10 protein-coding genes are annotated in these 11,546 nt (G+C 69.6%); 2 read left to right on the forward strand and 8 right to left on the reverse strand.

Annotation, left to right across the window (positions count from 1 at the left end):
- Positions 1-35 precede the first annotated feature (35 nt).
- The gene (locus AB8M46_RS13015; protein WP_394360372.1) at positions 36-1,172 is read left to right on the forward strand and encodes a diguanylate cyclase; all 1,137 of its coding nucleotides are present in this window, start codon (positions 36-38) and stop codon (positions 1,170-1,172) included.
- A 343-nt stretch (positions 1,173-1,515) separates the two neighbouring features.
- Here the strand turns inward: AB8M46_RS13015 and AB8M46_RS13020 are convergent, their stop codons facing one another.
- The 6 genes from AB8M46_RS13020 to AB8M46_RS13045 all read right to left on the reverse strand — a co-directional run bounded on the left by AB8M46_RS13020 (position 1,516) and on the right by AB8M46_RS13045 (position 8,778).
- The gene (locus AB8M46_RS13020) at positions 1,516-2,043 is read right to left on the reverse strand and encodes a YbaB/EbfC family nucleoid-associated protein (protein ID WP_394360373.1); all 528 of its coding nucleotides are present in this window, start codon (positions 2,041-2,043) and stop codon (positions 1,516-1,518) included.
- Complete coding sequence (locus tag AB8M46_RS13025; protein WP_037333351.1) at positions 2,040-2,369, reverse strand: type VII secretion target; 330 nt, start codon at positions 2,367-2,369, stop codon at positions 2,040-2,042. The genes AB8M46_RS13020 and AB8M46_RS13025 overlap by 4 nt, the downstream gene beginning before the upstream one ends.
- Positions 2,366-4,354, reverse strand: coding sequence for a WXG100 family type VII secretion target (locus tag AB8M46_RS13030; protein WP_394360374.1), 1,989 nt, complete (start codon positions 4,352-4,354; stop codon positions 2,366-2,368). The genes AB8M46_RS13025 and AB8M46_RS13030 overlap by 4 nt, the downstream gene beginning before the upstream one ends.
- Positions 4,355-4,365: 11 nt before the next feature.
- On the reverse strand, positions 4,366-4,776 hold the full coding sequence (locus AB8M46_RS13035) for a hypothetical protein (RefSeq protein WP_037333344.1): 411 nt from the start codon (positions 4,774-4,776) through the stop codon (positions 4,366-4,368).
- Positions 4,777-4,806: 30 nt separating this feature from the next.
- The gene (locus AB8M46_RS13040) at positions 4,807-5,658 is read right to left on the reverse strand and encodes an ESX secretion-associated protein EspG (RefSeq protein ID WP_037333340.1); all 852 of its coding nucleotides are present in this window, start codon (positions 5,656-5,658) and stop codon (positions 4,807-4,809) included.
- Positions 5,659-5,838: 180 nt separating this feature from the next.
- Positions 5,839-8,778, reverse strand: coding sequence for an ATP-binding protein (locus AB8M46_RS13045; RefSeq protein WP_394360375.1), 2,940 nt, complete (start codon positions 8,776-8,778; stop codon positions 5,839-5,841).
- 472 nt (positions 8,779-9,250) lie between these two features.
- Between AB8M46_RS13045 and AB8M46_RS13050 the strand changes: the two genes are divergently transcribed.
- Complete coding sequence (locus AB8M46_RS13050; RefSeq protein ID WP_394360376.1) at positions 9,251-10,345, forward strand: S1 family peptidase; 1,095 nt, start codon at positions 9,251-9,253, stop codon at positions 10,343-10,345.
- 74 nt (positions 10,346-10,419) lie between these two features.
- On the opposite strand, the gene AB8M46_RS13055 is transcribed toward AB8M46_RS13050, so the two are convergent.
- Both AB8M46_RS13055 and AB8M46_RS13060 read right to left on the reverse strand, forming a co-directional pair.
- Positions 10,420-10,824, reverse strand: coding sequence for an SsgA family sporulation/cell division regulator (locus tag AB8M46_RS13055; protein WP_016330736.1), 405 nt, complete (start codon positions 10,822-10,824; stop codon positions 10,420-10,422).
- 206 nt (positions 10,825-11,030) lie between these two features.
- Positions 11,031-11,504 (reverse strand): Lrp/AsnC family transcriptional regulator, encoded by a 474-nt coding sequence (locus AB8M46_RS13060; RefSeq protein WP_037333334.1) that lies wholly within the window; start codon positions 11,502-11,504, stop codon positions 11,031-11,033.
- Positions 11,505-11,546: the final 42 nt, after the last annotated feature.

Below are 11,546 nucleotides of genomic sequence, written 5' to 3' on the forward strand. Positions count from 1 at the left end.
TGGAAGGCCTCGCGGCGGCAGTCGCCGTAATCGCCTTGCTCCGATCGAACTACGACACTACGGAATTCGTCCGATTTGGATCACTGCTCGGCCTCGCTGTTCTGCAGGCCGAGCTTTCGCGTTCGGTGGAACGGTTGCGGCGCACGCTGTGCGACCGGCCGCATATCAACATGACTTCGGTGTGGACGTTCGCGGGGGTGCTCGTCCTGCCGTCCGGGCTCGCGCTCGCCCTCGGTTTGCTCATCTACCTGCATCTTTGGTTCCGGGTGTGGCGGGGGATGAGCCACCGCCCGGCCTACCGCGTCGTGTACTGCGCGGCGGCGATCGTGATCTCCTGCCTGGCCGCGGGGGCCATCGTCGCCGGCTGGAACGGACTGCCCGTCGGGTTCGCCGGCTCGCTGAAGATCGTCGAGGCGGCGACCGTGTTCACCGTGGTCAACGCGTTCATCGTGGCGCTCTCGGTGTACCTGCACACCGGGGCCCGCTCCCTGCGGTCACTGTTCGGCACCGGCGACGACAACCTGCTGGAGGTCACCACCCTGGTGCTCGGGACCTCGACCGCGCTGGGCATCGTGCACGCCCCGGCGCTGGTCCCGTTCGTGCTGCTCCCGGTGCTGGTGCTGCACCGCAGCGTGCTGGTGCGGCAGCTGGAGATCGCGGCGAACATCGACGGCAAGACCGGCGTCCTGAACGCGCACGCGTGGCACGCGCTGAGCGAACGGGAGCTTTCGCTGGCGGCGAGGGCGAAGAGCAAACTCGGCGTGCTGATGCTCGACCTCGACCACTTCAAGCAGGTCAACGACGTCTACGGGCATCTCGCGGGCGACGTCGTGCTCAAGGTCGTCGCGAAGACGATCTCCGAGCACGTACGCGACTACGACTCCGTCGGCCGCTTCGGTGGCGAGGAGTTCGTCGTGCTGCTTCCCGGGGCGACGGAGACCGATGTGCTGCCCGTGGCCGAGCGGGTCCGCCGGGCGGTGATGGCGATCGAGGTCGAGGTCGCGACCGCCTCGGGGCCCCGGGTCGTGCGAGGGCTTTCGGTGTCGATCGGCGCGGCGGTTTACCCGTCGGGCGGAACGGTGCTGGAGCGGCTGCTGCACGTGGCGGACTCCGCGCTCTACCAGGCGAAGAACAGCGGGCGGAACCGCGTGGTCTCACTCGCGGCCGCCTGACCGCCTCGTGAGTGGTGAGGACGGGAAGGGCCCGTTGGTCAAAGGTCCGTGAAGGCCTCCTTGCCTACCCTCAAGGTAGGGAAGGAGGCCTTCACGGACCTTCAGGGGCGAGCCGCGTTGTGCCCCTGAGGCCATTGGTGTCCACAGTGGTCACTTTCCGGACAGTGAACGCCTGCTTTGTGCCGTTAAGTCCGGTTTCGCGCGGGGTCGTGAGTGATAAAGAGGGTTAGAACGACCATTGCCACTCACGACCCCCCACGCAATACCGCGCAAAGTGCCCAAAACAGACGCCTCCCTCTCGAAAAAGCGTCCTTTTTGGACAATCCGAGGAGCGCGCCAAGGGCTACCAGGGCGAGTTCTCCTCGTCGTCCGGCGCTTCGTGACGCCGTTCCCGAGGTGCCTGCGGCGGAGGCGGAGCGTCAGCCGAGGACGCCGGAGGTGCGGGCGGCGGCGGAGGCGGCGGCTCTTCCTCTTCGATCTCGGGGAAGCGGCTGCGCAGGGTGCCGATCATCAGCGCCCTGGTCTCCTGGTCCTCGTCGCCGAGCGATTCCTGCATGACCTCGGCGACCTGGCCCGCGATCCCGGCCTGCGCCTGGTGCATGGTCTGCAGGATCGCCCGCGACAGTTCCTCCAGCGGGTACGTCCTGGCCTTGTTGCCGAACTCGATGTCCGTCACGCCGCCGTCCGCCCCGACGGTGATCTTCACGGCGCCGTCGGAGCTGGACGCGGTCAGCCGGAGCTGCTCCGTCCGCTCTTGGGCGGCCGCGTACCGCTGGGCCTTCTCTTCCAATCCGGCGGCCCATCGCTCCATTTTGCGCTGGGCCTCGTCCGGGTCCAGCATGAGCTCGCCGAGCTCGTTCGCGCCGGTCACTTCTTTCCTCCGATGTCCAAGGCGGAGAAGTCCGCTTTGAACGGTTCCGCGTTGGTCTTGTCACCGTCTACATAGGACTTGGCGGCGGTGCGGACGTTGTCGGCCGTCGCCTGGATCCCTTCCACGGCCGCCTTGATCGTCTCCGCCGCGCGTTCGCCCGCCGGGTTGACGATCGGCGGCAGGAACGCGCACAGCAGGCCGTACGCGTCCGCCGACATCGCCGAACCGGTCGCGGCGTGCGCGGTGTTCAGCCGGTCCACGAGCCCGTCGAGATGGCTCGCGTGCGCGGTCAGGTCGTCCGGATCGACCTCGAACGAGGCCGTCACTTCCAGTCCTTGTTCTTCCAGTCGCCGATCACCGGCGGCGCCACGACCTCGTCGGCCGCGAAGAAGGACGGGTCGTCGGATTCGACGTAGTCGGCGACCTTGTGCTCCTTGTCGTCCTGGCCCTGACCCTTGCCGGCGCCGGGGGCCATCCCGCCCATCGGCCCCATGCCGCCGGGGGTACCGGGCTTGCCGCCGGAGGCCGCCGCACGGGCCGCGGCCGCTTCGGCGTCCAACGCGCCCGCGCCGACGGCACCGCCCATGCCGAGCGAGCCGGACGCCCGTCCGGCGCCACCGAGACCGCCGCCGCCCGCGCCACCCGCACCGGTGCCGCCGCCGCCGAAGCCACTGGTCCCGCCGGTGCCGCCACCGCCGGGGATGTTCGGCATGCCGAGTTTGGGCGCGTTGTACGGCGTGCCCTTGTACGAGTTGCCGTCGGGGAACGAGGGGCCGGTGAGCCGTTCGCCGATGCCGCCGGGCCGCGGAATGGGCGGGATGTTCGGCATGACCGGCCTCGGCCCGCCGCTGGTGGGCCCGTTGGGCCCGTTCGGGAGGGGGATGTTCGGGGGCGTGAACGGAAGACCACCGCCGGGCCGCGGTCCGCCGCCCTCCGGGATCGGGATGTTCGGCGGGGTGAACGACGGCGGCGAAACGGACGGGGGTGTGTAGCCCGTCGTGCGCGTGGTGTCGTCGATCTTGGGCATGTTCGGGAGGCTGGGTCCGGACGACGCGGCGGGCTTGTAGGTCTCGCCGCCGGTCGGTCCATTGGGGATGTTGATGTTGGGCATGGTCGGGCTGGAGCCCGGGCCGCCACTACCGGGACCACCGCCGCCGGGGAAGCCACCGGGACTTCCGCCAGGACCTCCGCCGGGTCCACCACCGGGGCCGCCGCCCGGCCCGCCGGTCGGGGAGTTGAACGGCGACACACCGCCGGGACCACCGGCCCCGCCCTGCGGCGTCCCGTCCATCGAAGCGACGAGGCCGTCCGGGCGCGTCCGGTCCGAGGTCGCGCTGAACGGGCTGAGCTGCCCGTCGGCGCCTTCGGGCGACATCCGGTCGCGAAGCGTGCCTGCGGGCGAACCCGCGCCACCGCCGGCGGGAGTGCCCTGCAGCTGCCTGGTCGTCGACGCCAGCTTCGGCGGGGCGGGGAACGCCGGGGTGGCGATCGCCGAGCCGACCGTGGTGTCGAAGTCGGTCATCACCTTCGCGGCCTGGTCCCGCGCGTCCTGCTGCTTCTTGAAGGTGCTGAGATCCTTACCGAGCTGCGCCATGTAGACGTACGGGTCGGTGATCTTCTGCAGGTTGGCGTTGGCCTCCTGCACGCTGAACGCCACCGGCGGGTTCGCCGCCATCTGCTTCTGCGTCTCGTTGAGCGTCTGCGAGTGGATCTGCTGCTGCCGCCCGGCCAGCGTCGCGCCGTTCGCGGTCGAGCCGAGCCATTTGCCGACACCGGCGAGGTGCTCGCGGGCCGCGTCGCCGCCCTCGCCCTCCCAGTTGGCCGTGCTCGCGCTGATCGCCTTCGCCAGGTTGCGCTGGTGCGAGGCCAGGTCGTTGCCCGCCCGGATCCACTCCTCGGAGGTCTCGGCCACCGCTGCCGGATCCGCGTTGTCCGCGATCGCGGTCTGCATCTGCTCGTGGGTGGCGTTCGCCCAGACCGTGGACGGCGGCTCGCCGGGCTTGCGGATGTCCAGGTTCTTGTCGAGACCTTCGCGCGCCTTCTCCAGCTGCCCCTCGTACATCTTCTGCGTGAAGATGTCCTTGATGCCGCCGAGCGCCTTGTCACCCCAGCCGAGGATGTTGAAGAGGAGGTCCGTCCCGGCCGAGGCCCCGGCCCGGATCTCGTCGCCGGAGGCGGCCTCGTCCGCCAGCGGTCCGACGTAGTAGTCGGACGACGAGTCGGCCGTCGGGTCGTAGTTCGGGTCCAGCTTGTCGTAGTCGGGCGAGTTCGGGTCGGAGACCTTCGCCGTCTTCTCCTCGGATTCGGTCACAGGTCTCTCCTTCAGATCTCGGTGTCGATCCGCTTCAGGTCACGCTGGTTCTGCGTGTCGCGTTCCCGGTAGTTCCGCTGGGCGAGCTCGATCGCCTCGATGTAGGTCGGGAACTCGGCGCGAGCGGCCTGGAGCTGGGTGAGCAGACCTTGCGCGTCCGTCGCGGTGCCGTGCATGTGCTCGGACACCCAGCGGGCGGTCGCGGTGGAGCTCATCGGAGGTGACTTCTGCAGCTTGGTCAGCGCGCTCCAGCGCTCTTCGAGGCTGTCGATCACACCCTGGAGCGAACGGATCATCTCCTGGCCGGTGGTCTCGTCGACGGCGAAGCCGCCCTGCTTGGCCATCTCCTTCAGCCGCGCGCCCGCGAACGCCACCTTGCGCGCCGCCATCATCGGCTGCAGTTCTTGTGCTTCCTCGGTCAACGGAGGGTCCTCTCGCCGGATTCAGGAAGGTCAGTAGATGTCCGCGATGGCGTCCCGGATCGCGTTCGCCACGCCCGATTGACTGGCCGGGTCGTAGTGGCCGATCACGGCGCCGGAGGTCTCGTCGGTCTCGGTCCGGATCAGGTACCGGCCGTCTTCCGTGTCGAGCCAGCTCAACGGTGTCGACCGGAGCCGTTCGCCGCGGCGGCCGATCCCGCTCACGATGATGTAGCCGCCGCCGAGGCGGGTCCCGGACAGCACCCTCTCCAGGACCTCGACGTCGCTCTCGTCGTTGCGCGGCGCCGGGGCCTCCGGCCGGGCACGGACGACGCCGGTGAACTGGAGGTTGCCGAACGCGTCGGTCTCTTCCTCGTCGAACTCGGCTTCGGCCTGGCGGCGCGCGGCCATCGCGGAGACGGCGCGCTCCTCCTTCTGCACGAGCGTGCGGCGGCCGGTCGACGCGGGGCGCATCCGCGGCAGCACCCCGGAGAGGACCTCGACCAGCTCCTCGTCGTCGAAGAGCGCGAACTGCAGGAGGTCTTCGCCGTGGGCCTGCGTGATGCCGAGCGCCTGCCTGCCGTCGGTGAGCGCGAGGACGGCGATGTCCTGGCCGATGCCGTCGATACCGTTGATCGAAACGGTGATCCGGTGGTTCCCGAGCAGCTCGAACGCGGTGCGGACGGCCTTGTTCAGCTCGCCGTTGATCGACAGGCGGCGCTGTTCGAGATCGGTGTAGACCTTCCGGATGATCGCGGCGTACCGCTCCGGGTCGATCGAAGTGTTCTGGACGCGCAAGGGAAACAAGCGGGCATCGACGCCAAGCGCCCGCCCGACCACTGTCGCCTCGACCGTCCCCAGCGCGAAATCGGCTCGCTCAGCCATGCTTCTGCGCTACTCCCTCACGGGGTCGGGCCCCGACTTTGTTAATGGCCAAAACAAACTAGCACAGCGCATGAACCTACGGAACCATACGTACACCGCTGAACCCGATGGAATGGATCACCATGCCCGATCGGGCACTTTTCTTGCCCCTAAAGGAATAACGGCCTGTTCACCGGCGCGTTACCGGTCGGCCGTCGCGGGGGCGTAGGTCGTCATCCGGCGGGCCACGTCGGTCCGCGAACGGGCACCCAGTTTCCGCAGGACTTTCGCGACGTGCTGTTCGACCGTACGCGGCGAAAGGAACAATCCGTCCGCTATCTCTCGATTCGTGCGTCCGTCGGAAAGCATGCGCGCGACCTCCAGTTCGCGAGGCGAGAGCTCCTGACCGTAACCGCGCCGCCCGCGCTGCGAAGGCGCCCACGCGCCGTGTTCCCGGAGCAGGTGGCGGCAGCGGCCGGCGTCCCTGGTCGCGCCGAGCCGCTCGTAGGCCTCCGCGGCCGCCGCGAGCTCCTCGATCGCCTTGCGGTCGCCCGCGTCGAGACGGCCCCCGGTCAGGCGGCCCGCGGTCAGACGGCACAGCGCCGCACGCTCGCGGGCACCGATCGCCTGATAGGGCATCGGCAGCGCTTCGTAACCGGCCGCGGCCTCGTCGAAAACCGTTGCCGCGGCGGGATGTTTGCCGCGCGCGTCGAGCAGGATCGCCCGGCCGGCGAGCAGCGCGACCCGGGAGACCGGCGAATCCTTGCCGTCCACGCCGCGGGCGAATTCCTCGACCACGGCGTCCGCCTCCGACCAGCGCCCGGCCCGTGTGTAGGCCTCGGCCGCGGCGGGCACCAGCGCCGCCGCCCACACCCAGACACCCTTGCGCCGGGCCGCCGCGACGGCGTTGTCGGCCGTCGCGCACGCCCCGTCGACGTCGTCCGTCGCGAGGAGCACGCGGATCAGGACGCCCGCCGCCGAGAGGACGACCGGGATGGGCCCGTGTTCCGGCGCGTGCACGCTCGCCGCGGCCAGATGTCGTTGCGCGGCGGCGAATTCCCCGCGCACGGCGGCCAGACCGCCGAGGACGAGCGAGCATTCCATGACGATCGGGCCCAGGTCGGGATAGCCGTCGCGAAGCTGTTCGGTGGCCTCCGCGAGCCCGGGCCAGTCGCCGCGCACCCAGTCGAGCCGGACCCTGGTGCCTTGCGCGAGCCCGGCGGCGTAGAGCGCGCCCGCGTCGGTCGCGCGGCGGATCCCTTCCGTGACCAGCTTTTCCGCCCTCGCCAGATGTCCGGCCCAGGACTGCGCGTCGGCGAGGTTGCACCACATCCTGGCCAGCTGGACCCGTTCGGCCACTCCACCGCCTTGATCGGCCAGTTCGGTGAACTCGGTCCAGGCCGAGCCGTCGCCGATATGAGCCTGGGTGGAGATCCGGTCACCGAGCAGCGCGAGGCGCAGCTCCGGGTCTTCGATCCGGTCGAAGACCTCGCGGGCCCGGTCCATCCAGACCTCGTGCCAGGACAACGGGGTCAGCCCGTCGATGGGCTGGGCGAGCAGGTTGATCCCGCGCGCGGCCAGCTCCGGCTCGTCGACCAGTTCGGTGATCGCCTTCTCCACCTCGACCCGGCCGCGGGCGAGCCGCCCGATCGTGCGGACCAGCAGCATCCCGAGGCTGAGCCGGATCGTCCCGCGCACGCTCGGGCGCAGGTCGGTGAGGTCTTCGAGGATCCGCTCCAGCGTCTCGATGACGTCCGGGCGGAACCCGCGCAGCGCGACCTGGCTGAGCTTCGTGGCCAGCCGCGCGATGTCGTCCTCGCCGAGTCCCGCCTCGGCCAGCACGGACTGGAGCAGGTCGATGGCGCGTGAGGTGTCGCCGTGGGCGATGGCCTCGTCGGCGGCGGCTTCGGCGTAGTGGCGCCACTGCCCGGTCCGGCCCGCCGCGCGCGAATGGTTCGCTAGCAGGGTCAGCGGCGGGGCGGGCTGCTCGGCGAGCACCTTGATGGCGCGCGAATGCAGCAGAGTCCGTTCCGGGCCGCTGATCGTGTCGTAAACGGCCTTGCGGGCCAAGGGATGCCGGAAGCCGTAGCGGTCGCCGCCGAGTTCGCCGAGCACTCCTCCGTCCAAAGTGGACAAGAGGGCGGTGCGGAGGGCGTCGCCGTCGAGGCAGGCGAGTTCACCGATGACGGCCGGTTCGGAGGGGACGGCGAGCACCGCCGCCGCGCGGGCGAGCCGGACGGCGGGTTCCGGCAACGCGTCGAGCCGTTCGGTGATGGCCTCGCGCAGGGAGATCGGGACTTCGAGGCTTTCCAGCAGCCGGTCGCCCAGCACTTCGCCGATCGGCAGTCGCCCCGCCGCGTCCCGCAGCGCCCGCAGGGTCTCCTCGACCACGAACGGGATCCCGGCGGTGCTTTCGTGGAGCTTCGCGGTGAACGGCGCGGAAACCCTCGGCAGGTCCAGCAGTTCCTCCGCGAGCTTCCCGACGGCGTCGAGATCGAGGGGGCCCAGCGTCACGCGGGCGGTCTGGACGTTCGGCGGGGTGCGGAACGGGATGCCGGCACCGTGTGCGGAGGGGGAACCGGTCCGGTAGGCCGCGACGACGGCCAGCTCGGCGGGCATCGCGGCCGCGAGGAAACGCAAGAGGTCACGGGTGCCTTCGTCGGCCCACTGGAGGTCGTCGATCAGGACGAGCGCGGGCCCGCAGGCGATCAGGAGTTCACGGACGGCGCGGAACTGGCGGTGGCGTTCGGCGCACGGGTCGGCGAGCGGTTCCGGTTGGGGCGGAAGGCTTTCCGCCAGTTCGGGCAGCAAGGGTCTCAGTACCCCGGCCACCGGGCTGAGCGGCCCGAGCGGCCGGTCGCCCGCCGAGCGCAGCGCTTCGAGCACCGGCCCGAACGGGAACGGTTCGCGCATCGGCTGGCAGGCGCCCGAAAGCACCCGGGCGGACGCGAACTCGCGACGTCCGGCCAGCTCTTCGAGCAGCCTGCTGCGGCCCATCCCGGGTTCGCCTTCGATCAGCACGACGGCGGGACGGCGCAGCAGGATCTTCACGATCGCCGAGACCTCGACGTCGCGGCCCACTAATGCCGTCGATCCGGCGCGGACCGAAACCGAGGTCGGGCGAGGGGTGGCAAGCCACATCATGCGCTCCTCGGTGGGGAGTTCCCGCTGAGCCCGACACGATCTTGTGCGTTGTCCTGCGGAGCCTAAGCACTGCCTACCGGGTCGTAAACCACCCAACACGGACACCCCGGGCACCCCCTGAGGCCGTTCGGGGACGCAGAGTCACCGGTTGGCTGACGGATCATCGGTTGGAAAATCACCGGGCACCCGAAACGTCGGCCACCAACCCGATTCGGCGATTCATCCCACGTTCAGGGGGTGGAAACGACTACGCAAGGTATTCGCTCGAAACCCTACTTACGGACGTGTCCGTCCGGGTGCCTGCTCTAGGTGGCCGCCCGTGGAGCAGGCGATTCGGTTCCCGAAGAATGGGTATACCTATCCCGCGCCGACCCGGATTGCGGCCTTCCCCGGAGTCCAGAACCCTCACCCGTCAGGGGAGGGCCATCGCATGGCGAACCGGAGCCGTGCGTGATGACGAGGGAGAAGCATGACGATCACGAAGCTCCTCGGTGTGGCCGCCACGGCAGCACTGGCCACCGGCGCGCTCGTCACGGGTACCCCCGCGGCAGCGACCTCGGACACTCTGCTCAACGCCGGAATGGTTCCCGCCCTGCAACGGGACCTCGGCCTGACCGCCGACCAGGCGCTCGCCCGGATCCAGAGCGAGACCGCCGCCGGCACGCTCGAACAGGCACTCGCCTCCACGCTCGCCGGCAGCTTCGGCGGCGCGAGCTACAACGAGGCCACCGGCAAGCTCCGCGTCGGCGTGACGGACGCGGCGAAACTCGGCCAGGTCCTCGCCAGCGGCGCGGAAGCCGAACTGGTCCGTTTCTCGGCCGCCCAGCTCGATTCCACTGTGGACAAACTGAACGCGAGTGAGCGCGCGGCGGACGGCGCGATCACCGGCTGGGGCGTGGACACCAAGACCAACCGGGTGACGGTGAACGTCCTGCCGGGCAAGAGCGGCGTCGTCGACTCGTATCTGGAGAAGGCCAAGGTGGACAAGGCCGCCGTCGCGGTGGTCGAGACCACTTCGGTGCCGACCCTCAAGTACGACGTCCGCGGCGGGGACGCCTACTACATCAACAGCTCTTCGCGGTGCTCGATCGGCTTCTCGGTCAACGGCGGCTTCCTCACCGCCGGGCACTGCGGCCCGGGCACGGTGACCGGCTCGAACCGCGTCGCGATGGGCTCGTTCGCCCGCGTCAGCTTCCCGACCAACGACTACGGGCACGTCCGGGTCAACAGCAACTGGACGCCGCGCGGCATCATCAACAACGGCACCCGGGTGAGCGGCTCGACCGTCGCCGCCACCGGCGCTTCGGTCTGCAAGTCGGGCTCGACCACCGGCTGGACCTGCGGCACCGTCGGCGCCAAGAACCAGACCGTCCGCTACGCCGAAGGCACGGTGTACGGCATGACCGCCACGAACGTCCGCTCGCAGGCCGGCGACTCCGGCGGCTCGTTCATCGCGGGCAACCAGGCGCAGGGCATGCTGTCCGGCGGCAACAGCTCGGTGACCTACTTCTTCCCGGTCCGGCCGGCGTTGTCCGCGACCGGGACCTCCCTGGTACTGGGCTGACACAGGACGAAGGGCGGACCGAGTGCCTCCAGCGCACTCGGGCCGCCCTTCGTTTTCGTGCCGCGGGAAAGTTTTCAGACGTTGCTGATCTCCTCGATCAGCGCTTCGACGTCGAAGTGCTCGCTCTCGGACCCGAGCGGGACCAGGTCGTAAGTGGACTCGAGGAACGTCTCCACGTCCTCGCGCTCCAGCTCGAACGACGCATAACCGTCGGGTGACTCGATTTCGAGCGTCAGCATCGCCTCGTCCTCGGAGAGGTCGGGGCGGACGCGCACGTCGCCGAGCCCGGCCGGATCGGTGAGGCCGGTGACGAGCAGCTCACGCGCGAAGGTCCACTCGACCCACCGGCCACGCTCGGTCCGGAACGACACGGTGACCGCGAACGGTTCGCCGGCGTGGAAGGACAGGCGGGAGAGAACGGGCGTGCTGCTGTTGTTCAGCAGAACGAACTGGCTCTGGTGAATTGCGTCGGTGTGCACGGCCACTCCTCAGTGCTCTCGTGGTTCGCGCGGCGCGAACTTTTCGTCTCGGGGAGGAGATGGCCGGGCACGGGCCGGATGACGCGACTGTCGCGACGTTCACGCTATCGGCTGCATATGTCCATAGTGGTGTAACGCCGGGCACAGACCCCTTGCGTTCGGGCCGATACCCGTGGTGACGAGGTCAGGGAGTCCTTTTTGGACCCTCAGGGCTCCAGCGGCAGGGACAGTCCGGTCTTGACCCGGTCCATCGCCACCGACGTCGTGAAGTGCCGCACGTTCGGGTTGTCGAAAAACATCCGCCGCGTGAAGGTCTCGAAATCCGCCATGTCCCGGCAGGTCACCACGAGCACGAAGTCGGCGTTGCCGGTGACGTAGTAGCACTGCTGGACGTTGTCGTCCGCGAGCACCTGGCGGCGGAACCCGTCGAGCACCGCGAGGTTCTCCCGCTCCATCTCGACCATCACCACGAACGTCATCGACAGTCCGAGCGCCGCCGGCGACAGCACCGCGACCTCGCGTTCGATCACCCCGGCCTCGCGCAGCCGCTTGATCCGCCGCTGCACGGCCGCCGCCGAAAGGCCCACCTTCGCGCCGATGTGCTCGGCGATCGTTCGGGCGTCGGACTGCAAGCAGGCGAGGATGGCGACGTCCAGGCGGTCGAGGTCGGGTGTGTGCACCAGGTCAGGCTAACCGGACCGCTCTCCCCGGCGCCTGTTCTT

Origin of the sequence: Amycolatopsis sp. SB7-3 (genome assembly GCF_041021335.1) — a bacterium.
GTDB classification, from domain to species: Bacteria; Actinomycetota; Actinomycetes; order Mycobacteriales; family Pseudonocardiaceae; genus Amycolatopsis; species Amycolatopsis japonica.

What these genes read in the sequence shown, in the direction of transcription:
- AB8M46_RS13040 (WP_037333340.1), bottom strand. Translation starts at nt 5,658, where the DNA reads ATGGCTGAGCGAGCCGATTTCGCGCTGGGGACGGTCGAGGCGACAGTG.
- AB8M46_RS13045 (WP_394360375.1), bottom strand. Translation starts at nt 8,778, where the DNA reads ATGTGGCTTGCCACCCCTCGCCCGACCTCGGTTTCGGTCCGCGCCGGA.
- AB8M46_RS13050 (WP_394360376.1), top strand. Translation starts at nt 9,251, where the DNA reads ATGACGATCACGAAGCTCCTCGGTGTGGCCGCCACGGCAGCACTGGCC.